Genomic DNA, 21554 nt, shown 5'->3' with positions numbered 1-21554 from the left:
TTTATACCAGAGTACGGGGCCACTCCGGGCCATGTTTGACCTGCCCGCAGAGTCCGTGTACGTCTGGTTTGGCGTGAGCGTGGTGAGCGTCGCGGTACTCGGTGTGGCGCTGAGCCTACCTACGACGACTCCGGCCGCGACGGGGCCGCTCACCACCTCAATCGACCGTGTGGCGGCGAGCCCCTACAACGCCACCGGAGAACACCCGGTGAGCGCAGACCGCATCAAACTCGGCTCACAGCGAGTCGCCACCGAAACCGGCGACACTGTCTCTCACAGCACGTTTTCGTACGGCCCAATCACGCCCGTGTCACGAGGAACGGCGCTGTGGCGGGTGCTTCAGGGTGCACCGCCGGGAACGGTGTTCGACACGGCACGGTCGTTCGAACAGGCCTGCATCGAGGCGCGGGAGACACCGGCGACGTGGCGGCCTGCACCGAGACGACTCACCATGCGGAAACTCACGTGGGAGGGCGTGAATGCAACGCTCGTCAGCGCGTAGGGCGCAACTTGACCCCGTCCCGGCGCTCATCGCGGTGGTCGTCGTCGGCCTTGGGATGAGCCTCTACGCAGGGGTTGTGACCGACTTCCTACCAAATCACCAGGTGAACCCAACGCCGACACTCCACCACCTGTCTGCCCACATGCAGACGAACGGCGTCGTCGAACCCGGACGCCTGCACCGGCTCGATTCGGTTGGGCCAGCAGGCTACGAAACGAACGCCACACTCGAAGCCGGCGGAAAACGGTGGTCACGCGGGCCAACGGCGCCCGCAGACGCAGCCACTGCACGCGAACGGGTCAGCATTCGTGTGGCTCCCGGTCGCATCAACCTCGGTTGGCTCACCGTGAGGCTGTGGCAATGAGGGCAATGAGTACCGTGGTGGACGTGTGCCTGTTTCTCCTCCTCCTTTCAGGTGCTGTCGTCGCGTTTATGGTACCGCCGGCCACCGACGGCCAGCCACCCGATGCGGAGGCAGAAGCACAGGCGCTCGCCACGAGCACGACGGACGTACTCGTACCCCGCACAGCAGGCGAAACGACGCACCACCGCGGCACCTACGCCGCGTTGGTGGCAGACGCAACCGTCGCCAATCTCACCGGACCGGGCGGACGTGGTGACCCCGCCCCCACGCAAGCGACTGAAACCGCCGTAGAGAATGCGACACGCAGACCAAACGCACAGGTCGCCGTGACCGCGAAGTGGCAGCCCTATCCGGGTGCGCCACTGACGGGCTGTTTCTCTGCTGGGAACCGCCCCCCAGAGGGGACGCAAGCACGCACAGCGACACTCGCTGTTCCGAGCGAGCTTCCCCAAGCGAGAACGACGGCCCTCGATGCCGCCGCTCGCGATGGCTATGCAGGCGTTGCGACGGTCATTGCAGAGACGATTGTACAAGGCTCCGTCACACCAGAGTCACAGCTCGAACCGCGGCGAACTGACCCGGCCGCGAAGGCGACCCGACGCCGCGCCCAGAGGCTTGCGTCGGCTCTCGGCGTGAACATCGAAGACGCCCTCGAATCGGGTGATAGCGACGCCGTACGCCGCGTTCTCAGAGAGACACTCAAAGCACAGCTCGAAGCAGACCTTCGTGACTCGTTCGAGACACCACACGCGGCCGCAGAAGCCGTCTCTGTGAGCACGGTACGACTGACCGTCACGGTGTGGGCTGCATGATGGACGACCGTGCACGTGTGCCGTTCGCGCTCGTTGGAGTGGTACTGCTTGTCAGCAGTGCGACGCTCTCTGCAGGCCTCTATTCGCAATCAACTCAGCCCACGACCCCCGCAATCGAGCGAACGATGGACGATGTGACTGCGAGCCTGCAGACGGTCACCCGACACGGCGTCAAAACCGCGAGTCGGCGCGCAGCAGCCACGCCGGTGCTTGCACCTGCAGACACGAAATGGGGCGAAGTACTCAACGACTCTTCGCCCTTCCGAGACTGGGTTCGAATCCAGATTTATCTCCAGCTTCAGCGTGACCTTCGCACCGTCGAATCGCGTGCGGGGGGCGTCAAGACCACTGCGTCGCTTTCGGCGGTGAGGTCGCCATCCGACCTGCGCCGGGCGAAACAGCGCGTACACATCGAGGCGGTTGGCGCGAATGCAACCGCGCTCCGCGTTCGCGTCGAAAACGTGTCGATTCGCGCCATTCGCGGGGCTCGCGTGGTCGAACAGCGCGATGCGGCCATCGAGCTGGTGGTTTCGACGCCTGTTCTCGCACTCCACGAGCGCGTGAGGCGATACGAACGACGGCTGGACCGCGGCCCGCTTGATCCCGGCCTGTCCCGCCGCGTGACCGCCAAACTGTACGGCGCGGTCTGGGCGCGCGGGTACGCCCAGTATGGGGGTGCACCCATCCAAAACGTCCTCGCCAACCGCCACATCGAGGTGCTGACGAACGGAGCCTTGCTCGAAGAACAACGTCTCGTGTTCGGGAACCACGATAGAGCGGGGGTTCGCGCCCACAAGCGCGCAACCCTCGGACTTGGCCTCAAAGACCTCCTCGCGGTGACCGGGACGGGCGCAGAGAACTGGGTGGGCTACGTGTTGAAGCCAATCGCACCAAACGTCCACGCAGAACCCGAAGCTGGTGGCTTCGCGGGCCGGCAGAACGTGACCACGACGATTTCGCCGGGACTCGCCGCAGACCGGGCGTTCCTCTCGGTCACTGCGGAAAACGGGGCGATGGACGACGCGATTGCTACGGTGTACAGCGCCGACGCAAAACTCCAGACCCACGTCTCTCAGGTCGACGACACGCCCGTCGCAGACCCAACGCCACCCGGCGCAAATTGGACGCTTCTCGACGAGCGAGTGCGAACCGACATAGCAGTCGAGCCAGCGTCTCAGTCGGCGGTCTCAGGCCTCGCTGGCTGGCACGCGCTCGACCAGTTCCACCGCGAAGTGACCGAGACGACGCGCGTCACCCGGACGTGGGCGAACGGCAATCGAACGACGAAAACGGTCGAGCGCGGGAGCGAAACGTACGTCGTCACGGTGGCGGTCGTGGGCACACACGCGCAGAGTTCGAACGCACCAGACCGCCGGATTCGCACCGTCCACCGGGCAGGGACGGGCCACCTTCAGGACCCGAATCTGGCAGGCGTGGTCGGCAAAGCACGCGCGCGACTCATCGACGAGGCTGGCGGGGAAAATTCAGTTGCTCGCAAGGCCGTCTCGGGCACGCTCGGTACGGAACCAGTTCACATCCACGGCGCAAAACCGGTCGGGTTCCGCGAGTACGTGCGCGCAGACCTCTTTTCGCTGCATCAGGCGGTCAAACAGCTCTCGGTGAACGTCTCGCGCCAGCGCGTCGGCACCTTCCAGACGAATCCAGCAAACCGGCTCGCAAGCCGTGTCAAAGCGGAACGAGAACAACTGCTCGACGCACCAGAGACCTACCCGAGTGTGGCCGCGAAAGCCCGCGTTGCCGCGCGCGCCGCCTATCTCGATGCGGTGATCGCGAACCTCGAATCACGGGCGAAAGAGACCGAGACGACGAAAGCGGGGTTGGATTCGGTTCTCGCGGACACCGTTGCGAAGTCGATGGACAACGTCGGCGCGATTCTCGACGCCCAGAGCGCGGTGAAACAGGGAGACATGCGCCCGATTGAGGGGACCCTTACGGGGCCAGTCACCTTCTCGGTAGATGGCGCACCGGCGTATCTGACGCTGTCTGAAGTGACCCGCGAGACGGTTCCAGCCGTCGAGAAGCCAACCCATCCGCTGCGTGCGAGGAATCAAAATTTGTTCACGATTCCCTACGGCGACGCAGCCGACACGGTCACGGCAGGTCTCGAAACCAACAGCCGTCGCGTCCGACTTGCACCCGCTGGTGCAGTGTTACGGGCGGCGTCGAACGTCCCAGAAACGGCAGCAAACGACTCGTTCGTGACTGCTCGCACTGCGTTGCGGATTTCGATACGCGAGAGCACCGACCACGTCGAAGCGAGCGCCGTAGAGACGCTCGCAGCGAACGGTGTGGGCGAAAGCGACACCGAACGCGAGCAACTCGTCGCGGCGTCGCTCGACCGGTGGGACACCCCCAGTGAAACCGCGCTTGCGTACAGCAACGGCAGTGCGAGCGAGGCGATTGCGAGGCGGGCGGCGCACGCCCATTCTGATGTGAGCCGTGAGCGACTCGCCGTACATCTGAACGTCGCTATCATGACGGCACTCCGCGAAACAGAGGCACAGCCACCGGAACGGACGGTGAACGAGACGCTTCAGATTACTCGGAAAGTGGTTCGAAAAAGCGCCCGTGAGGTCGTCGCGAACGCCACCAAACAGACGAGCAAAGCCGTGTTCGAAAAGCGGTTAGACCGGTCGTTTGCGCGCCTCCCGTCTGGCCTGCCCGTCGCACCAGTGCCCGGCTACTGGTACGCGACGACGAATCTGTGGACGGCGAACGTGAGGGGTGAGTACGCCCGGTTCACAGTCGGTGTGCCAACCGGACAGGGTGGAATTTCTTACACGCGCGCCGGACAAGCCGCGACGCTCGATGTAGATGGCGACGGGGAAAAAGAACGGTTCGGGCGCGCACCGCGCGTGTCGTTTTCGGTTGAAACCGCAGTCGCGGTGGTCGTGCCACCCGGCGGGACGGGCGTTGGCGACATCGACGGGAACGCAGACGAACGCTCTGCAGGCTGGAGAGATGGCACGCAGTCGCACGACAAGTGACAACCACTTGTACCCGGAGGGCATACCGGGGAGCATGTTGTACGACGTGAGCGACGAAGCGGGCGACCTGTCGCCCACCGAGCTTCGCGCCCTCTACGAGACGGAGTTGCGCGAAACGATTTCCGCGGTGGGCATCGAAACGGTCGCAACCAAGAGCGACGTGGACGTAGAAATCATCGAAGAACTCGCAGGCGGCGACTCCCCAGCGCTGACGCTCGAAGACGCTGCCTCGATTCTCGCCTGTGACGAGGACCTCCCTGACAAACGCACCATTCTGGTCGAAGTCCGCGACCACCTGCTGATGGGGATGACGATGGCGATTCTCGACGTCGAAGCCATCGAATCGGGGCTGAACAACCACCTCGACGCCCGCGACATCCAGCAGAAAATCGAAGGGCGTGCGCCGATGACGCTCACCGAATTCGCGTCGCTCCATCAGTTCATCGAGAGCCGCAAACGCTGATGCGCGTCGCAATTCTCGGCTGTGGCTACGTCGGCCTCGAACTCGGCCGCCAGCTTTCGACCGACCACGAAGTCGTCGGTGTCCGCCGGTCTGATGCGGGATTGGCCGCCATCGAGGCTGCTGGCTTCGACGCAGTGCGGGCAGATCTGACCGAACCCGACTCACTGGCGGCGGTTCCAGACGTCGATGCGCTCGTCTTTGCGGCGAGTTCCGGTGGCCGTGGCCCGGACGCCGCCCGTCGAATCTTCGTGGACGGACTCCACGGCGCACTCGAACACTTTGGCGAGCGCGAAACCGTCCCCGACCGCCTCCTGTATACCTCCAGTACGGGCGTGTACGGCGACCACGACGGCGCGTGGGTGGACGAGCAGACAGAAATCGACCCGACCACCGAGAAGACGCGCGTCCTCGCAGAAGCCGAGGATGTGGCGCTTTCTGCGACCGACACAGTCGGCATCGACGGCACCGTCGCACGCTTTGCGGGACTGTACGGCCCGAACAGATACCGCCTCGACCGCTACCTCACGGGGCCGGTCACGGAGGGCTATCTCAACATGGTGCACCGAGACGATGCGGCCGGTGCGCTTCGCTATTTCCTCGAAACCGACTGCGCACGCGGCGAGGTGGTACTGGTCGCAGACGACGAACCCGCCCCGAAGTGGGAGTTTGCCGACTGGCTCGCCACGGCGTGTGGCGTCCCAGAACCGCCAAAACAGACGAAAGCCGAGCGGCTTGCAGACGAGACGCTTTCTGCGGCCGCAAAACGCCGAATTCTGACGAGCAAACGGTGTTCGAATGAGTGCCTGCGCTCGCTCGGCTACGAGCTTGCGTATCCGACCTACCGCGAGGGCTACCGAGGGGCGATCGACGCGTACCGAGACGCAGGCGCGTAATATGTCAACGATTTTCGGTTGGGTTTCGTGATTGAGGGTAACATACTTACCAATCGGCGTAGAGCGAATTGATATGTCGAAACAGGCCGTCGTAGGAGGAGATTTCGGTCAGTTGACCGATACTGCTTCGGCCTTTGTCGAGCAAAATCCGCTCGTCCTCGTCGTGGTTGCGCTTGTGGTACTCCTCATTCTCGTGGTGGTGTTCAGAAACGGCCCACCTCGGCTTCGACGACCCAAAGGTGCACGCTTTGTAAAGCAGCTACAGAAGTACGACGAGGTGTCGGTGTTGATGCACCCGAACCCCGACCCGGACGCGATGGCCTGTGCGGCCGCGGTTGCCTTTCTCGCCGACAGTGTGGATACAAACGCGACGTTGCAGTATCCGGGGAAGATTCGCCACCAGGAAAATCGGGCGTTCGAGACGGTGCTCGACCTCGAACTCCAGAACATCGACAACGCGAGCGAACTCGCCTCGAAGAACGTCGTCCTCGTAGACCACAACGTCGCACGCGGGTTCGACGGCGCGTCGGGAATCACTCCGTTTGCGGTCATCGACCACCATCCCGGAACGGGCACGGGAACGCAGTTTACCGACTGTCGAACCGACTACGGGGCGTGTGCGACGATTCTCGCAGAGTACATAGACCAGTTGGGCTACGAGCCACATCGGGAGGATGAGACGGTCGAAACGCCGCTTCCCCGCGAACTGGCGACGGGGTTACTGTACGGTATTCAATCGGACACAAAACACCTGACGAAAGGCTGTTCTGCAGCGGAGTTTCGGGCGTGTAGCTACCTCTTTGCAGGCGTCGACGAGGATGCCCTCGACCGCATCGCCAATCCGCAGGTCGAAGGTGAGGTGCTCAAAATCAAGGCCCGTGCGATTACGAAGTGCGACGTGAACCCGCCGTTCGCCGTGAGCGACGTGGGCGATGTGGAAATCGTCGATGCGATTCCCCAAGCCGCAGACGAACTCGTGCGCCTCGAAGGCGTGACCGCCGTCGTCGTCCTCGGTTCGCAAAACGGGACGATTCACCTCTCGGGGCGCTCGCGCGACGACCGCGTCCACATGGGCAAAACCCTCCAAGAAGTCGTCGACAACATCCCGATGTCGAGTGCGGGCGGCCACGCGCGAATGGGTGGCGGCCAACTCTCGCTCGAGCACATGGAGGGCATCGGGCCGCGAAAAGGCCTCAACCGCTCGGAACTCGTAGACCGCCTGTTCGACGGGATGGCGGGCGAACTCTAACTCCCCGCTTTTATTCCTCGCGCCGTAAGGCACTGTATGGCCACACAGGACGGCACGTGGCGCTACCGTAACCGCTACTTCGAGCGGTTCGGCCGCGCGTACTTTCGGCGCTTTGGCGACCAGACGGTCACGAGCATCGGCGTTGGCACCTACCTTGGCGAGCCAACCGACGCGGTGGACGAGGCGTACTACGATGCCATCGTCACCGCGCTCCAGTCGGGCTGTAACGTCGTCGACACCGCCATCAACTATCGGAATCAACGCTCGGAGAGAGTGGTCGGGGAGGCGCTCGAAGCCGCCGATGTCGAACGCGACGAAATCCTGCTTTCAACCAAGGGCGGGTTCGTGCCGTTCGACGACGACCGACCCGAAAGTCCGGGTGCGTACATCAAGTCCGAGTACGTCGATTCTGGGCTAGTTTCCCGCGACGGGTTGGCTCACGGTAGCCACTGTATTGCACCCGACTATATCGACGACCAACTCGACCGCTCGCTCTCGAATCTCGACCTCGATACCATCGACCTCTACTACGTCCACAACCCCGAGACGCAACTCGACGTGCGCTCACCCGAGGGCGTGTACGACCAACTCGAAGCCACGTTCACCCGGCTCGAAGAACGCGCGGCGGCGGGCGACATCAACCACTACGGCGTGGCGACGTGGGACGCCTTCCGCGTGCCGAAAGAACATGAGCATTATCTTTCGATTGTCGAAGTCGTTTCCCGAGCACGGAAAGCCGCGCGTGCGGCGGGCAATACCGCGACGCACTTTCGCGCGATTCAACTGCCGTTCAACGTTCGGATGGCGGATGCGTTCACTGAAGAAAGCCACGACGGCCCGGACGGTTCCCAGAGCGCGCTCTGGTTCGCGCGCGAAGCTGGCCTCAATGTGTTCACGAGTGCGAGTCTGTTGCAAGGGAAACTGGCGACGGACCTCCCCGAGGCGGTGGCCGCCCAACTGCCCGGTGAGACGACGGCCCAGCGCGCGCTCAACTTTGCGAGAAGCGCGCCGGGTGTGACGTGCTCGCTCGTCGGGATGTCCTCGCCCGCCCACGTCGAAGAGAATTTGAAAGCCGGTGAGGGAGACGCGATGGGTGCCCGGGCGTTCGACGCGATTTTCGAGTGATTAGCGCAGTTCTCGCCACTCGGTTCCGCAGTCCGGACACGCTCGAATCGAGCCGATTTCGTCCGGGTCGTTTCGGGTTTTGAGCGTTTTTTTACACTCCGCGCAGGTGAGTCGTTCGTAGGTGTCTTTGGTGATTGCGCCCGACCGAAGGCCCTTGCGGGTGGATTCCATACCACCGGCCTACGAAGCCATCGGGGAAAAATACCGGGGTCAGTTCGCAACCTTTGAGGGGGCGCTCGCGAAAATCCAAGTGTGTCACGCCGCCAGCTCTTCGGGTCGCTTTGTGCGATGGTGTTTCTCGTCAACTTGGGGCGAGTGCTGTTTGCCCCCCTCTTAGAGCCACTCATCGTCGATTTCAACACGACACGGACGACGATGGGGCTGGTGGCCACCCTCGCGTGGATGGGCAGTGCCGTCCCCCGGATTCCAACGGGCTACCTCCTCACACGGGTCCGCCGTCATCGAGTCATCCTCCTCACGGGACTCATCTTGACCGTTGCCTCGCTGTTCACCTCACTCGCCACCTCCGTCCAGATGCTGATGGTCGGCTCGTTCTCGATGGGGCTTGCGAGCGGGGCGTACTTCATGGCCGCAAACCCACTCGTGAGCGAGCTGTATCCACAGCGCCTCGGGCGGGCAATCGGGATTCACGGCATGTCGAGTCAGCTTGCGGCGGTTCTCGCGCCCCTACTGGTGACCGCCGTCTTGTTCCTCGATACGTGGCGGGCGGTGTTCCAACTCGTCGCCGTCGTCGCGCTGCTCGCGACCGGTGTGCTCTATCTCGTTGCGCGTCGGACGGACATCCCGGACAGCGGAGCGTCAGACCGCGACCTGCTCGCCGCGGTTCGCCACCAGTGGCCAGTTATCCTCGCTGGCATCGCCTTCATCGGCGCGACCTCGTTCGTCTGGAACGGGCTGTTCAACTGGTATCCGTCCTATCTGACCGCAAAAGGCCTGACTCCCGAAACGTCGAGAACCATGCTGTCGGTCGTGTTCGCCGCGGGCGTCCCCGCCTTCTTCGTCGGCGGCCGCTTCGCAGACCGCTTCGATACCGTCCGACTCCTGTTCGCCATCATCGGCGCGTTCTCTGTGAGTCTCGTGGCGCTCACGCTCACTTCCGGGCTCGTCCCGCTCATCGCCGTGAGCGTGGTTCTCGGATTCTTCATCCACAGCATCTTCCCCACCGTGGACACCTACATGCTCACCTCGCTGCCGGACAAACACAAAGGGAGCGCCTACGCCGTGTTCAGCGGGACGATGATGCCGTTGCAATCGACGGGTTCGTACGTCGTTGGCAGCCTCACCGACATGGGGTACAGCTACTCGCGCGTCTACCAGTTGTTCGCGCTCGGCCTCGTCGGCTTCATGGTGTTCCTTTTCGTGCTTAACCGGACGGGGCGGATTCCACGACGCGGCGAGGTTCAAAACTAAACCGGGCCAACCTGCTTCGCAGTTAGTCCTGCCAGTACGTCGATGACTCAATGCTGCCATTCTCTTGGATTGTGAAGGACGAATACGAGGTTCCATCCGTTTCTAACGGGAGCGAGAACGTCTCTCTCGCCATTCGTTCGTCAGCTACGGTGACTGTTATTTCGTAGTCACCCTTGGCAGAGAGCGTTGTCACGTTCCACGTCGCCCCCGGCTCAACCGTTTCTCGGGAACGAACCAGCTCGCCATTCTTTGCAATCTGGACGCTAACAGCGTGAGCCGAGTCGTCGTGATTGTCGATGACCACCTTATGTTCCACCGAGGCACCCCAGAATCCACCTAAGAAAACCACGAGCAATACGAGAAGCGACACGATTCCGAGTATCGCCACCTGCTGGGACCGCTTCATGTGTCTGAATGCGAGTTTACACACCTAAATTTTGTGACGAGTTTACTCGTGCACAGAGATAGCGCCGCTTTTTGCGACCCGGAACCTATCAACCACCAATGGAGTACGTCCAAGAGCGCGTCACGACGCTCCACGACCTCACTGGGCACGTCCCCGACGCCCCGACCGACCGGGCCGCCGTCGTCGTGCCGATGACCGAACGCGAGTACGCCGGACTGGCCCCAGAGGGCGTGCTCTCAACGCTCGAAGCCGTATCCCCGGCCCGCGTGGTCGTCCCCCTTCGCGCCAGCGCAGACCACGTCGAAGACTTTCGAGACTGGTTCGACGCCTTCGAGCTCGACGTAGACCTAGTCTGGTGTAACGGCCCAGAACTGAAAGCGCTCCTCGCGGACGCTGGCGTCTCGGGGGCGATGGGAAAGGGCAGAGACGTGTGGCTCGCGCTCGGCCTCGCGGCGAGCGAGGAGTTCGTCGTCGTCCACGACGCCGACGCGAAAACCTACTCGCGGGCGCACGTCCCACGCCTGCTCTCGCCGCTCGCAGGCGAGTTTGAGTTCACGAAGGGTTACTACGCGCGCGTCGAGAACAACCAGCTCTACGGGCGGCTGGCCCGGCTGTTCGTCGCGCCACTCATCCGGGCGCTCGCAGACGAACACGACGCGCCCGTTCTTGACTATCTGGCGGCGTTTCGCTATCCACTCGCCGGAGAGTTCGCGGTCACCTCGAAGCTCGCGCGCCACCTCCGACCCCAGCGTCAGTGGGGACTCGAACTCTCGACGCTCGGTGACGCCTTCGGCGCGGTTGGCTTCACCGGCTCCGCGCAGGTCGATTTGGGTAGACACGAACACGACCACCGCGCGGTGTCCGGGCCGACCGGTCTCTCTGAGATGAGCCACGGCGTCGGGCAGGCGCTCTTGCAGGTGCTCGCAGACCACGACGTGACGCCCGCCTACGAGAGTCTGCCGAGTCGCTACGAAGAAGTGGCCTACGAGTTCATCCGCCAGTACGCCGCAGACGCCGCGTTCAACGGCCTCAACTACGACCGCGAGGCAGAACGCGAGCAGGTAGCCGTGTACGCCGATGCCATCGACCCACTCAGGGAGGATACGCGCCTGCCGTCGTGGGACGAGAGTCCGCTCTCACCCGACGAGGTGTGGGAGGCAGCACAAGCTGACCTCGCACACGCGAGGGATGAAGATTAAGCACGGGTGGCCAATATGTGCAGACAATGGAGTTGACTCACGACGAACTCGCGGGGGTAGTTTCACTCTTTTCTGCGCTCACGCGCGAGGAACTCACCACCGCACTCTCGGAACTCGCCTACCGAAACGGCGAGGAAGGCGACGTTCCAGTCGAGGAAATCGACGCGGCCATAGAGCGATATTTTCTGGTCGAGTTCGAGCGCGAGGGCACGACCTATCTCACGCCCGGCCCCGTCGCGTTTCCCGAACTCCCCGAGGGCGGCGAAGACCTCCCGCACATCCTCTCGGTCGAGAAGCGCGAGGTAGACCGCGAGGCGATTATCACGCCGCTCGAAGCCCAGTTTCGCAAGGACGCCGCCGCCGCGGTGGACGATGGCGATGACGAGCGCATCCACCACCTCCTCGACGTGAGCTACGACTTAGAGGCGTGGGGACCGGTCGAATTGGGCGACGAACGCGACCTGCTCGACGCGGCCCGGGCGAATTAAGCCGCTCCATCGCATGACTTCGACTATGAATCTCGACCGGGTGGCTCGCTACTCGCCCACGGCAGTCACGGACGAGGAGCGAGAAGCGGGTGTGCTCGTCCCCATCCTCACCCGCGACGACGAACCGTATCTGCTGTTTACGAAGCGCGCAGACCACCTTGGCGAGCACCCCGGTCAGATGTCGTTTCCCGGCGGCGGGCGCGAACCCGCAGACGATGACCTCGCCGCAACCGCGCTCAGAGAGGCGAACGAAGAGATTGGCTTAGATCCTACAACTGCGGACATCGTTGGCCAACTCGACGATATTCGGACAATCACGAGTTACGCTGTCCGCCCGTTCGTCGCCACGGTTCCAGACGCGACGTACACGCCCGACGAGCGCGAGGTCGCAGAAATCGTCGTGCTCAAACTGTCTGATCTCACGAACCTCGACAACTACGAATCAGAGCGCCGCATGCACCCACACTACGGCGACATCCGCCTGCACTTTTTCCACGTCGATGGCTACACCGTCTGGGGCGCGACCGGCCGCATCCTCGTGAATTTCCTCGAAGTTGCGACCGACTGGGAGATGCCGCCAGAAGTTGATCGGGTGGTTGATCCAGATGCTGACCTTCCGTCCTGACTTTTCACGGCGTCTGCGGAAGTGACTCAGACTCACCAGCGAAGGCGAGCACCTCCGCTACGAAGCGGTCTGTCGCCGAATTTATTGCGACGTGGCCGTGGCCTTCGAAGGTGACGACACGACAGTTCGGGAGCACCTCGGCGAGCGCGGCAGTCGCCTCTTTGAGGAATGGCGCGCTCTCACTTCCAGTCAGCAGGAGCGTCGGTGTTTCGAGCGTTGCCAGTCGGTCGGCGTCAAACACGTACGCACCCGGTGCGGCTTCCTCTCTGACCACAGTGTGGGCCGCACTGACGCGTGCTGGCCAGTTGGGTGCGGCGCGAAGCACGTCCACTTCGTCGAGTGACATTCCGGCAACGTCAGTAAAGAACTGCACGAGTGCCTGTTCGTTTTCTTCGTTTTCGACAAGTGCGTGGAGTTCTGCGAGCGTCGCTGTCGGGGTGAGTTCGCCCGGCTCCCGCAAGAACGGCGGTTCGTACAGGATGAGTTTTCTGAGGTTGTCAGTACGCAGTGCCGCTTCGAGCGAGCAGAGCGCGCCGTAGGAGTGCCCGAGCAACACCACGGGTTCGCTAATCGAATCGATGACGGCGACAACGTCCTCAAATTCGCGTTCGAGCGCGTACTCAGGAGAATCACCGCTTTCGCCGCGACCACGACGGTCTATCGCATAGACCGTGAACTGTTCTTCAAGGGCAGGGCGGATTGGTTCCCACCGCGTGTGGTCTGCGGTCGTCCCGTGGACGAGGACAAGTGGCGGCCCTTGTCCCATTTTTTCGAAGGCAATCGTGGTTCCGTCTGCTGAGGTAACTGTGTCCATACGTCCACACCTACCTGAGAAAACGCCGGCAACGAACGTCTCTTTTTCTCAGCGTTTCGAGAGCGTTCCAAGCATGCAATCGATAATTTCGCCACGAGCGATAGCCTTTTGCCGGGAACGGCGATAGAAGAGGTATGGTCGCACAGACGATGGATCGAGTTCCGGACTGGCGATAGTGTATTTTCCATGCGAGGTGTCCAATGCTAACTGGCGAGACGCGTCTCTCTGAGACCGGGCTGGACGCAGTTGCGCTCAAGCCCGCAGAGTGTGACGTGGGCCGAGCAGCAACTCTGGCAGTGGATGTCATCACAATCGACTACGAGGGGGCAGAACACCTCCCCGATGCCGAGGTGCTTGCCACGCTCACCGAGACCAAGGAAGTCAGGCTGACGACACCCGTTCGGGCAGACGGCTTTGACCCCCTCGGCGACGATTCGCGCTACGACGAGTTACCTGAGGGCATCAAACAGGTGCTCGTCGCCGGGCATTCTGCGTATCTCACCGACGCCGAGCGTAAACGACCCATTGCGCCTCGGTTGTCCGCCGCACTCGCTGCCGCGCCCGACTCGTGGGTCGGTACGGAGGGTATCGAACGAATCGCGCTCGCCACCGGCGGGACGCAGTTCGACCTTCTCTCGCGGACGACGCGCCGGGATACCCGCGCGCTCAGAGCGGCGGGCTATGACGGCGAACTTGCCGTCTACGCGCCTACGGTTCTCACCGACGACGAGGACGCGATTCTCGACGCGGTCGGAGCCTATGCGTCCCGCAGACGCCCCGTCGCGCGGGCGCTCCCCGACGGCGCGGCCACGGATTCGTCGGCAACCGGGCGTGCACGGAAGGTGCTTCTCGCCGCGAGCAGAGACTACGCGCTCGTCGGGACGCCCCGACGCGTTCGCGAGCAAATCGACGCCCTGCGCGCAGTTGGCGTGGATACGGTCGTTGGCTATCCCGCCCGTGGCTTAGACGAGTTCCTCCGCTGAAAACTAAGTCCCCCTCGCTCGTTTTTCCGGTATGACACTGCACGTCGCCGTCGTCGGTGGCGGAGCCGTTGGCGTGACCGCCGCCCACGACCTCGCCCGCGACGGTGCGGACGTAACGCTGTTCGAACGCGACGAGCTGGCGAGTGGGTCGAGCGGCCGGGCCGCGGGCGTCTGCTACTCGGCGTTTCCCCACGCCGTGGACGCCGAAAACGGCCGTCGCTCACTCGACCGATTTCGTGCGCTCTCTGAGAGCCGCGACGACTTCGAGTTTACCGGGTGTCCCTACGTCTGGTTCGCTCACGAAGATGATACAGAACGGTGTGACGGCGTGCGCAAACAGGTCGCGCAGATGAACGCGGTCGGTGCGGACGTTTCGGTGGTCTCTCCCGACGCCCTCCGTACTGCGTTCCCCGCGCTCGAAACGGCTGGTATTGGTGTTGCCGCACGATGTGACGACGCGGGCTACACCGAGCCAGCGACGTACGTTCGGGCGATGGGGGCGAAAGCGCGAGAGGCTGGTGTTCGCATCGAAGAGGACACGCCGGTTCGGTTGAGGGAATCGGGAACGATTCTGACACCCGCGGCGACTCACGAGTTCGACGCCGTGGTGCTCGCAACCGGGGTCCAGACAAAGCAGGTACTCGCGGAGAGTGGAATCCAGCTTCCGATGAAACCCTATCGCGTGCAGGCGCTCACGACCGAGCAGACGCAGGCGAGCGACGGGATTCCGATGACCTACGACGCGACAGAAGGGTTCTACTTCCGACCGCGAAAGGGCGGTCTGCTGGTTGGTGATGGAACAGAGTTGTTCGAGAGCGACCCTGACGATTACCCGAAAGACGCCGACGACAGCTTTGTCGAGACAAATCGCTCCCGGGTCGAAAATCGGGTTACGTTCGAGCCAACCGTCTCCCGTGCGTGGGCGGGGATGTGCGGCGCGACACCGGATTGCGACCCACTGGTTGGCGAACTTCGAGACGGGCTGTACGTCGCCTGTGGGTTCCAAGGCCATGGCTTCATGCGCGCGCCAGCAATCGGAGAACGGCTCGCAGAGCACGTGCTCGGCGGAGAAGGAATACAGGAATTCGACCCACGGCGATTCCGCGGCGACGAGGAGTTCGAAATCGTCGAAGGATTGAGCTGATTATTCTTCGTCGGCGTCGAGAGGTTCGTCGTCCATCTCGCCCTGCGTGGCTTCGATTTCGACCGTCTCGTCTGTTCCGACTTCGACGTTCGTCTCGCGTTCTTTCGGCACGCGAACTTCGAGCGTGCCGCTTTTCGTGAGCGTCGCGGTCGCTTCGTCGGTGTTTACCTCGGCCTCTGGTGGGAGGGTGACGCTGCCGTCGAGCGAGAGGCCGCGGCCGGGAAACCGCATCTCGTAGCCGTCGTGGAAGTCACGGAAGCGGTCTACGCGGACGTGGATGGCGTTCTCTGCAAAGCGTACTTGGATGTCGCTCTGGGTCGCGCCGGGCGCGTCAAAGACGGCGAGATAGGCCTCGTCGCTTTCGAGGAGGTCTACGGGAAGCGGCTTTCGCTCTTGGACGCGCGAAGAGGCGCGGCCGACGTTCTCGACGATGACGTTGCCGATGGATTTGCCAAGTTCCTTTATCATACGGTGATTTCCTCCAGCGAATCGCCGTCTCCGCAGTACGGACAGATGAAGTCCGCGACGGTGACGCTCTCTGGCATGTCGTAGGTGTAGTGCAGCTCGAACATGTCGAGTTCGCAGGCGTCGTTGGTACAGGCTACTTCGACGGTCTTGGGCATGGGGGTGGATAGTGTATCCACGAGTATAAGCGCGAGGGCTTTCGCATCCGTTTTACCGCTCGACTGGCTAGGAGGCCCAATGACTGACCCCGCCGACCTGCAGGTTACCATCGTTGACGGCTATGTCGACGAACCGGCGCACTTCGGCGTGCCGCCGTACATCTCGACGTACCCTCGGTACACGGCGGGCGCGCTGGTAGACGCCGGGGTTCCGGAAGCCCAGATCACCTACCACACCATCGACGCCCTCCGCGACGAGATGATGAACTGGCAGGACGTGGAGGAAGCAGACCTGCTCATCTACGTCGGCGGGATGACCGTCCCCGGCAAGTACGTCGGCGGGACGCCCGCAGAACCCGACGAAGTGAAACGTCTCGCGTGGACCGCGACGGGCACGACGCTCATGGGCGGCCCCATCCGCTTCGGCGTCGGCGAACAGAACGAGGGCGGCAGCGACATGGAGCGCAAGGATTTAGACTACGACTTCGTCGCCAAAGGCGACATCGAGGCCGCGGCCCACGACCTCGTCGAAAGCGGTCTCGAAGGCTTTGGCGACCGGATGCGCTCGAACGAGGAAATCGACCGCTGGGCGGCAAACGGCGCGTTCGTCATCGAGAACCACCCGAACTACCCCGAGTACCTCATCTGCGAGATGGAGACCTCTCGGGGCTGTGCCTACCGGTGTTCGTTCTGTACCGAACCCCTCTACGGAAATCCCGCCTTCCGCTCGGCTGAGTCGGTCGTGAGCGAAGTCGAGGCGCTCTACAACCGCGGTGCGCGCCACTTCCGCCTCGGGCGACAGGCCGACATCCTCGCCTTCGGCGGCGACGGTGAGAAGCCGAACCCAGACGCCCTGCGCGACCTCTACGGCGGCATCCGCGAGGTAGCCCCCGACCTCGGGACGCTCCACCTCGACAATATGAACCCGATTACCGTCGTGAAGTGGCCCGAATTGTCGAGAGAGGGCATTCGGATTATCGCCAAGCACAATACGCCCGGCGACACCGCGGCGTTCGGCCTCGAAAGCGCAGACCCCGTTGTTCAGGAAGAAAACAACCTGAACGTCACCGTAGAACAGTGTTTCGAGGCGGTGAAAATCGTCAACGAAGAGGCGGGCTGGCGACCCGGCGAAGACCCGTCTGTCGCGCCCACCCACGGCGAAGAAGCAGCAGCCCGGCTCCCAAAGCTGCTCCCCGGTATCAACCTGCTCCACGGCCTCAAAGGCGAGACGAAAGCAACCTACCAGCACAATCTGGACTTCCTCCGGCGCGTCTACGACGAGGGGCTGATGGTTCGTCGGGTGAACATCCGCCAAGTCATGGCGTTTGCTGGGACCGAGATGTCAGAGACGGGGGCGTCAATCGCCAAAGACCACAAGAAGCTGTTCAAGAAGTACAAAACACAGGTGCGCGAAGAGATCGACAACCCGATGCTCAAACGGGTCGCGCCGCCGGGAACCATCCTCCCGAACGTTCACTTAGAGTACCACAAAGACGGCAAGACGTTCGGCCGTCAACTCGGGACGTATCCGCTTCTCGTCGCCGTACCGGGCGAACGCGAACTCGGGCAGTCGGTGGACATCGCGGTGACCGACCACGGCTATCGCTCGATTTCGGGCGTCTGCCACCCACTCGACGTGAACGAGGCGTCGATGGACGAGCTGATGGCGATTCCCGGGCTTGGCCGTCAGCGTGCTGGCGACATCATTGTCAATCGACCCTACACGACGCCGGACGACCTGAAATCGCAAGTCGGCGCGGACGTTGGCCCCTTCATCGACACGCTACTTCCCGACCAGTAAAACTACTCTGGAAGAAGACTGGTCTGGCCGCTGAACGCAGGCCAGAAGTGCTTTAGGAGTCGGTGGCCGAAATTCGGGTAATGAGCCAAGACGTTGAAGTGAGCGTTGTTCTCCCCGCCTACAACGAGGAGAAAACCATCGAGCACACGGTGAAAACCACGCTCGATACGCTCGCATCATTTCTTCCCCCCGGCTCGTTCGAAGTCATCGTCGCAGAGGACGGGTGTGACGACCGCACCCCAGAACTCGCAGACGAGATGGAAGCGGCCTACCCGGCGGTTCGCCACTTCCACTCAGACGAACGACTCGGCCGCGGCGGCGCGTTAGAACGGGCATTCGAGGCGTCCCACGGCAGTACGTTGGTGTACTTCGACACGGACCTGGCGACGGATATGCGGCATCTAGAAGAACTCGTAGAGAGCGTTCGCTCCGGCGAGTACGACATCGCAACCGGGTCGCGGTGGATGCCGGGCAAGGAGATAGACCGCCCCGCAAAGCGTGGGATTCCGAGCAAAGGGTTTAACGGCCTCACGCGGCTGTTCCTGCGCTCTGACTTGCTCGACCACCAGTGTGGGTTCAAAGCGTTCGACCGCGAGGCGCTGTTCTCGATTATGGACGACGTAGAGGACAATCACTGGTTCTGGGACACGGAAGTCCTCGTGCGCGCCCAGAAGAAGGGCTACCGCATCAAGGAGTTCGCCGTCGACTGGACGCCGATGGAGGACACGAAAGTGGACCTCGTCCGCGACGTGTTCGGGATGGGCAGTCAGATTCTGCGCGTCTGGTACGAGTTCTCCGTGAGCCCGAAAATCAACCGCACCACGACGCTCGCGGCGGGGACGGTGCTCACCCTCGTCGCGCTCGTCTTCATGACCCAATACCTCGACTTCAGTCAAGTCATCACGGAGATGGAGGGCGCAGACCCCGTCCTCATCGGGGTGGCCGCGCTTGTCTACCTCGTCTCGTGGCCGCTTCGCGGGGCGCGCTATAAGGACATCCTCGACAAACTCGGCTTCCGCGAGAAGACCGGCTTTCTCACCGGCGCAATCTTCATCAGCCAGACCGGGAACCTCGTGTTCCCCGCCCGCCTCGGTGACGGGGTGCGCGCCTACGTCGTGAAAACCCGGCGGAAAGTACCGTATCCCTCCGGCTTCGCGTCGCTCGCCGTCGAACGGGTGTTCGACTTGCTCACCATCACGGTGCTCGCCGGGTCGGTGTTCATCCTACTCGCGCTCACCGGCTTCACGAGCGTCGAAGGGTTCGCCCAAGCCATCACGCAAATCAGTGGCGAACGGGGCAACAGCGGGAGATACGCCCTCTACCTCGCCGGGTTCGTCGGCGTGGCAGCCATCTCTGCGACGGCACTCATCGTCGCCTCCGCACGCACCGAGAGCAACTACGTCCGCTCGTTCATCACCCGCATCAGCAACGACTCGTATGCGGACTACGTGGCGGGCGTCCTAGAGCGGTTCGCCGGTGACGTACAGGTCGTCGCAAACGACAAGCGAGCGTTCGCCCGCGTGGGCGCGAGTAGCCTCCTTATCTGGACGCTCGACGTGCTCACCGCCGTCCTCGTGTTCGCCGCCTTCGGCGTCTCCTTGCCGTTCACGACGCTGCTCGCGGTTGGCTTCTTCGCCGTGAGCGTCGGGAACTTGGCGAAAGTGCTCCCGCTCTCACCCGGTGGGGTCGGCCTCTACGAAGGGGCGTTCTCGCTGCTCGTGGTCGCCCTGCTCCCCGTCTCGTGGGAACTCGCCCTTGGCGCGGCGATCGTCGACCACGCGGTGAAAAACGTCGTGACGGTCATCGGCGGCGTCGCATCGATGTTGCTGCTCAACGTCTCGCTCACGACGGCAGTCAAAGAGAGCCGCGACGTACCAGACGTTGAGGCCGTCGATAACTAGTAAAGTTCAGTGACGAAGGGGCCAAGCGCCCCGGCCACGGCGTGGGTCAGTGCGTCTTCGCGGTCGACGACGCCCGCCGTGAGCGCGCCCGCAGCACCCTGTTTTTTCGCCACGTTGGTCATATCGAGCACGTCGTCCATGACCGGGCCGAGTTCCTCGCCCGCCTCGATGCGTGTGGCGATAGAATCCGGCAACACGAGACTCGGGCCTGCGCCTTTGCCCACAGTTTTACCGTCGGTGACGGCCGCCCACATCACGAGATACAGCTCGCCCTCGATGGGTGCCACACCGCCTTCGATACCGACGCCGAGGTCGTATTCGCCCGTGGAAAGCACCGCACGCGCCCGATTTTCAGCGCCCGAGATGGTTTCGGTGAGGCCGTAGGGCTGTTCGCTCACGCCTGAGGCGACCGAGACGGCGTCGACGGTCGTGGAGAGTACGTCGCCCACGGCGCGTTCGGTCGCCCTGACTTTGACTGGATTCTGACTGCCAACGCCCACTCGCATAGCAGGGCGGTGGCAGGCCGGGCACTTGGTGGTTCGTATCCGCGGCCCGACCATGACAATATATAACACTTGTGCTGATTTGGCCTGAAACGGCCATATTTTCTGGTTTCGACCGGGTTCGGTGAGGTAAACCAAAACGGTTATATAAGTTTCGTCCGAAGCCCGGGCCACGGACAGCCATCCGGGATTTCTCCAGATACGCTTCCCGGACAGCCCCCGCCAGCGCACACCCATGAGAGAACACACTCGAACACGAACCCGAGCGAACCAAGAAGAGAGCGAGAAAGAACAGGAATCGGGCAGTAAACTCGACTGCCCAGAATGTGGCTCCGGCAAGGTCGTCGCCGACTCGACCCACGGCGAGACGGTCTGTCAGGACTGCGGTCTCGTCGTCGACGAAGGCGAAATCGACCGCGGCCCGGAGTGGCGCGCATTCGACGCCCGCGAGAAGGATAAAAAATCGCGTGTTGGCGCACCGACGACCAACACCATGCACGACAAGGGACTGTCAACCAACATCGACTGGCGCGACAAGGACGCCTACGGCAAGTCCCTCGGCAGCCGCCAGCGCGCGAAGATGCAGCGGCTTCGCAAGTGGAACGAACGCTTCCGCACCCGCGACTCCAAAGAGCGTAACCTGAAGCAGGCGCTCGGCGAAATCGACCGCATGGCCAGCGCCCTCGGCCTCCCGAACAACGTTCGCGAGACCGCCTCCGTCATCTACCGCCGTGCGCTCACCGAAGACCTCCTCCCCGGCCGCTCCATCGAGGGCGTCGCCACCTCCGCCGTCTACGCCGCCGCCCGCCAAGCAAGCATGCCCCGCAGTCTCGACGAGATTGCAGAGGTCTCCCGCGTCGAAAAGAGCGAAATCGCGCGCACCTACCGCTACGTCGTACGCGAACTCGGCCTCGAAGTGCGCCCGGCCGACCCGGAGAGCTACGTCCCGCGCTTTGCCTCCTCGCTCGACCTCTCTGAGGAAGCAGAACACCGCGCCCGCCAGCTCCTTCGCAACGCGAAAGAACAGGGCGTCCACAGCGGCAAATCGCCGGTCGGCCTCGCCGCCGCCGCCGTCTACGCCGCCGCGCTGCTCACCAACGAGAAGACGACCCAAGCCGCCGTGAGCGAAGTCGCAGACATCAGCGAAGTCACCATCCGCAACCGCTACCACGAACTGCTCGAAGCCGAGCAGGACGTGCCGATGGCGTAAGTTCGGCACT

At 63.0% G+C, this 21554-nt stretch carries 23 protein-coding genes; 17 read left to right on the top strand and 6 right to left on the bottom strand.

Annotated features, from left to right (window positions below; genetic code table 11):
• The first annotated feature begins 31 nt into the window (after nucleotides 1–31).
• The 8 genes from V5N12_RS06435 to V5N12_RS06400 all read left to right on the top strand — a co-directional run bounded on the left by V5N12_RS06435 (nucleotide 32) and on the right by V5N12_RS06400 (nucleotide 8416).
• A complete protein-coding gene (locus tag V5N12_RS06435; protein ID WP_332898329.1) occupies nucleotides 32–502 on the top strand; it encodes a DUF7283 family protein in 471 nt (156 codons plus the stop codon).
• On the top strand, nucleotides 480–866 hold the full coding sequence (locus V5N12_RS06430) for a DUF7285 family protein (protein WP_332898328.1): 387 nt from the start codon (nucleotides 480–482) through the stop codon (nucleotides 864–866). The genes V5N12_RS06435 and V5N12_RS06430 overlap by 23 nt, the downstream gene beginning before the upstream one ends.
• Before the next feature lie 5 nt (nucleotides 867–871).
• On the top strand, nucleotides 872–1678 hold the full coding sequence (locus tag V5N12_RS06425) for a DUF7284 family protein (RefSeq protein ID WP_332898327.1): 807 nt from the start codon (nucleotides 872–874) through the stop codon (nucleotides 1676–1678).
• Nucleotides 1678–4686 carry a DUF7286 family protein gene (locus V5N12_RS06420; RefSeq protein ID WP_332898326.1) on the top strand — a complete coding sequence of 1003 codons (3009 nt, stop codon included), beginning with the start codon at nucleotides 1678–1680 and terminating at the stop codon, nucleotides 4684–4686. Before V5N12_RS06425 ends, V5N12_RS06420 begins: the two co-directional genes overlap by 1 nt.
• On the top strand, nucleotides 4661–5149 hold the full coding sequence (locus tag V5N12_RS06415; RefSeq protein WP_332898325.1) for a DUF5791 family protein: 489 nt from the start codon (nucleotides 4661–4663) through the stop codon (nucleotides 5147–5149). Before V5N12_RS06420 ends, V5N12_RS06415 begins: the two co-directional genes overlap by 26 nt.
• Entirely contained in the window at nucleotides 5149–6042 is an 894-nt protein-coding gene (locus tag V5N12_RS06410; RefSeq protein ID WP_332898324.1) for an SDR family oxidoreductase, read from the top strand. The genes V5N12_RS06415 and V5N12_RS06410 overlap by 1 nt, the downstream gene beginning before the upstream one ends.
• Before the next feature lie 73 nt (nucleotides 6043–6115).
• Nucleotides 6116–7291, top strand: coding sequence for a DHH family phosphoesterase (locus V5N12_RS06405; protein ID WP_332898323.1), 1176 nt, complete (start codon nucleotides 6116–6118; stop codon nucleotides 7289–7291).
• Between the two features lie 36 nt (nucleotides 7292–7327).
• Complete coding sequence (locus tag V5N12_RS06400; protein ID WP_332898322.1) at nucleotides 7328–8416, top strand: aldo/keto reductase; 1089 nt, start codon at nucleotides 7328–7330, stop codon at nucleotides 8414–8416.
• On the opposite strand, the gene V5N12_RS06395 is transcribed toward V5N12_RS06400, so the two are convergent.
• Nucleotides 8417–8587 (bottom strand): HVO_0758 family zinc finger protein, encoded by a 171-nt coding sequence (locus V5N12_RS06395; protein WP_332898321.1) that lies wholly within the window; start codon nucleotides 8585–8587, stop codon nucleotides 8417–8419.
• An 81-nt stretch (nucleotides 8588–8668) separates the two neighbouring features.
• On the opposite strand from V5N12_RS06395, the gene V5N12_RS06390 reads away from it, so the two are divergent.
• Nucleotides 8669–9847 (top strand): MFS transporter, encoded by a 1179-nt coding sequence (locus V5N12_RS06390; RefSeq protein WP_332898320.1) that lies wholly within the window; start codon nucleotides 8669–8671, stop codon nucleotides 9845–9847.
• 22 nt (nucleotides 9848–9869) lie between these two features.
• On the opposite strand, the gene V5N12_RS06385 is transcribed toward V5N12_RS06390, so the two are convergent.
• Nucleotides 9870–10253, bottom strand: a complete 384-nt coding sequence (locus V5N12_RS06385) for a hypothetical protein (RefSeq protein WP_332898319.1) — start codon at nucleotides 10251–10253, stop codon at nucleotides 9870–9872.
• A 98-nt stretch (nucleotides 10254–10351) separates the two neighbouring features.
• Between V5N12_RS06385 and V5N12_RS06380 the strand changes: the two genes are divergently transcribed.
• The 3 genes from V5N12_RS06380 to V5N12_RS06370 are packed head-to-tail and all read left to right on the top strand — an operon-like array spanning nucleotide 10352 to nucleotide 12565.
• The gene (locus V5N12_RS06380; RefSeq protein WP_332898318.1) at nucleotides 10352–11452 is read left to right on the top strand and encodes a glycosyl transferase family 2; all 1101 of its coding nucleotides are present in this window, start codon (nucleotides 10352–10354) and stop codon (nucleotides 11450–11452) included.
• Nucleotides 11453–11478: 26 nt separating this feature from the next.
• Nucleotides 11479–11940, top strand: a complete 462-nt coding sequence (locus V5N12_RS06375; protein ID WP_332898317.1) for a DUF7109 family protein — start codon at nucleotides 11479–11481, stop codon at nucleotides 11938–11940.
• 25 nt (nucleotides 11941–11965) lie between these two features.
• Nucleotides 11966–12565: an NUDIX hydrolase gene (locus V5N12_RS06370; RefSeq protein ID WP_332898316.1), complete on the top strand. Its 600-nt coding sequence runs from the start codon at nucleotides 11966–11968 to the stop codon at nucleotides 12563–12565.
• 4 nt (nucleotides 12566–12569) lie between these two features.
• Here V5N12_RS06370 and V5N12_RS06365 read toward each other — a convergent pair whose 3' ends face one another.
• A complete protein-coding gene (locus tag V5N12_RS06365) occupies nucleotides 12570–13379 on the bottom strand; it encodes an alpha/beta fold hydrolase (RefSeq protein WP_332898315.1) in 810 nt (269 codons plus the stop codon).
• Nucleotides 13380–13579: 200 nt separating this feature from the next.
• Between V5N12_RS06365 and V5N12_RS06360 the strand changes: the two genes are divergently transcribed.
• Together V5N12_RS06360 and V5N12_RS06355 are read left to right on the top strand one after the other, a co-directional pair.
• On the top strand, nucleotides 13580–14362 hold the full coding sequence (locus V5N12_RS06360; protein WP_332898314.1) for a DUF7388 family protein: 783 nt from the start codon (nucleotides 13580–13582) through the stop codon (nucleotides 14360–14362).
• Nucleotides 14363–14393: 31 nt separating this feature from the next.
• On the top strand, nucleotides 14394–15506 hold the full coding sequence (locus V5N12_RS06355; RefSeq protein WP_332898313.1) for an NAD(P)/FAD-dependent oxidoreductase: 1113 nt from the start codon (nucleotides 14394–14396) through the stop codon (nucleotides 15504–15506).
• On the opposite strand, the gene V5N12_RS06350 is transcribed toward V5N12_RS06355, so the two are convergent.
• Both V5N12_RS06350 and V5N12_RS06345 read right to left on the bottom strand, forming a co-directional pair.
• Nucleotides 15507–15974, bottom strand: coding sequence for an Hsp20/alpha crystallin family protein (locus tag V5N12_RS06350; protein WP_332898312.1), 468 nt, complete (start codon nucleotides 15972–15974; stop codon nucleotides 15507–15509).
• On the bottom strand, nucleotides 15971–16129 hold the full coding sequence (locus V5N12_RS06345) for a DUF7559 family protein (RefSeq protein ID WP_332898311.1): 159 nt from the start codon (nucleotides 16127–16129) through the stop codon (nucleotides 15971–15973). The genes V5N12_RS06350 and V5N12_RS06345 overlap by 4 nt, the downstream gene beginning before the upstream one ends.
• Nucleotides 16130–16208: 79 nt before the next feature.
• Between V5N12_RS06345 and V5N12_RS06340 the strand changes: the two genes are divergently transcribed.
• Both V5N12_RS06340 and V5N12_RS06335 read left to right on the top strand, forming a co-directional pair.
• Nucleotides 16209–17930 carry a radical SAM protein gene (locus V5N12_RS06340; protein ID WP_332898310.1) on the top strand — a complete coding sequence of 574 codons (1722 nt, stop codon included), beginning with the start codon at nucleotides 16209–16211 and terminating at the stop codon, nucleotides 17928–17930.
• An 80-nt stretch (nucleotides 17931–18010) separates the two neighbouring features.
• The gene (locus V5N12_RS06335; RefSeq protein WP_332898309.1) at nucleotides 18011–19831 is read left to right on the top strand and encodes a flippase-like domain-containing protein; all 1821 of its coding nucleotides are present in this window, start codon (nucleotides 18011–18013) and stop codon (nucleotides 19829–19831) included.
• Here the strand turns inward: V5N12_RS06335 and yjjX are convergent.
• Entirely contained in the window at nucleotides 19828–20337 is a 510-nt protein-coding gene (gene yjjX / locus V5N12_RS06330; protein ID WP_332898308.1) for an inosine/xanthosine triphosphatase, read from the bottom strand. The two genes, V5N12_RS06335 and yjjX, sit on opposite strands and share 4 nt — an antisense overlap.
• Before the next feature lie 232 nt (nucleotides 20338–20569).
• Between yjjX and V5N12_RS06325 the strand changes: the two genes are divergently transcribed.
• Nucleotides 20570–21544 carry a transcription initiation factor IIB gene (locus V5N12_RS06325; protein ID WP_332898307.1) on the top strand — a complete coding sequence of 325 codons (975 nt, stop codon included), beginning with the start codon at nucleotides 20570–20572 and terminating at the stop codon, nucleotides 21542–21544.
• The last annotated feature ends 10 nt before the right edge of the window (nucleotides 21545–21554 follow it).

The organism is Haladaptatus sp. CMSO5, from assembly GCF_036689885.1.
GTDB lineage: Archaea > Halobacteriota > Halobacteria > Halobacteriales > Halococcaceae > QDMS2.
Note: the sequence above shows the minus strand (reverse complement) of the source record. Positions and strands in the feature narration are given on the sequence as shown.

Coding starts and splice junctions, on each gene's coding strand:
- V5N12_RS06435 (WP_332898329.1), top strand. CDS start 32: ATGTTTGACCTGCCCGCAGAGTCCGTGTACGTCTGGTTTGGCGTGAGC.
- V5N12_RS06380 (WP_332898318.1), top strand. CDS start 10,352: ATGGAGTACGTCCAAGAGCGCGTCACGACGCTCCACGACCTCACTGGG.
- V5N12_RS06370 (WP_332898316.1), top strand. CDS start 11,966: ATGAATCTCGACCGGGTGGCTCGCTACTCGCCCACGGCAGTCACGGAC.
- V5N12_RS06375 (WP_332898317.1), top strand. CDS start 11,479: ATGGAGTTGACTCACGACGAACTCGCGGGGGTAGTTTCACTCTTTTCT.
- V5N12_RS06385 (WP_332898319.1), bottom strand. CDS start 10,253: ATGAAGCGGTCCCAGCAGGTGGCGATACTCGGAATCGTGTCGCTTCTC.
- V5N12_RS06360 (WP_332898314.1), top strand. CDS start 13,580: ATGCTAACTGGCGAGACGCGTCTCTCTGAGACCGGGCTGGACGCAGTT.
- V5N12_RS06420 (WP_332898326.1), top strand. CDS start 1,678: ATGGACGACCGTGCACGTGTGCCGTTCGCGCTCGTTGGAGTGGTACTG.
- V5N12_RS06405 (WP_332898323.1), top strand. CDS start 6,116: ATGTCGAAACAGGCCGTCGTAGGAGGAGATTTCGGTCAGTTGACCGAT.
- V5N12_RS06395 (WP_332898321.1), bottom strand. CDS start 8,587: ATGGAATCCACCCGCAAGGGCCTTCGGTCGGGCGCAATCACCAAAGAC.
- V5N12_RS06350 (WP_332898312.1), bottom strand. CDS start 15,974: ATGATAAAGGAACTTGGCAAATCCATCGGCAACGTCATCGTCGAGAAC.
- V5N12_RS06415 (WP_332898325.1), top strand. CDS start 4,661: ATGGCACGCAGTCGCACGACAAGTGACAACCACTTGTACCCGGAGGGC.
- V5N12_RS06345 (WP_332898311.1), bottom strand. CDS start 16,129: ATGCCCAAGACCGTCGAAGTAGCCTGTACCAACGACGCCTGCGAACTC.
- V5N12_RS06355 (WP_332898313.1), top strand. CDS start 14,394: ATGACACTGCACGTCGCCGTCGTCGGTGGCGGAGCCGTTGGCGTGACC.
- V5N12_RS06410 (WP_332898324.1), top strand. CDS start 5,149: ATGCGCGTCGCAATTCTCGGCTGTGGCTACGTCGGCCTCGAACTCGGC.
- V5N12_RS06325 (WP_332898307.1), top strand. CDS start 20,570: ATGAGAGAACACACTCGAACACGAACCCGAGCGAACCAAGAAGAGAGC.
- V5N12_RS06365 (WP_332898315.1), bottom strand. CDS start 13,379: ATGGACACAGTTACCTCAGCAGACGGAACCACGATTGCCTTCGAAAAA.
- V5N12_RS06335 (WP_332898309.1), top strand. CDS start 18,011: ATGAGCCAAGACGTTGAAGTGAGCGTTGTTCTCCCCGCCTACAACGAG.
- V5N12_RS06400 (WP_332898322.1), top strand. CDS start 7,328: ATGGCCACACAGGACGGCACGTGGCGCTACCGTAACCGCTACTTCGAG.
- V5N12_RS06430 (WP_332898328.1), top strand. CDS start 480: ATGCAACGCTCGTCAGCGCGTAGGGCGCAACTTGACCCCGTCCCGGCG.
- V5N12_RS06425 (WP_332898327.1), top strand. CDS start 872: ATGAGTACCGTGGTGGACGTGTGCCTGTTTCTCCTCCTCCTTTCAGGT.
- V5N12_RS06340 (WP_332898310.1), top strand. CDS start 16,209: ATGACTGACCCCGCCGACCTGCAGGTTACCATCGTTGACGGCTATGTC.
- yjjX (WP_332898308.1), bottom strand. CDS start 20,337: ATGCGAGTGGGCGTTGGCAGTCAGAATCCAGTCAAAGTCAGGGCGACC.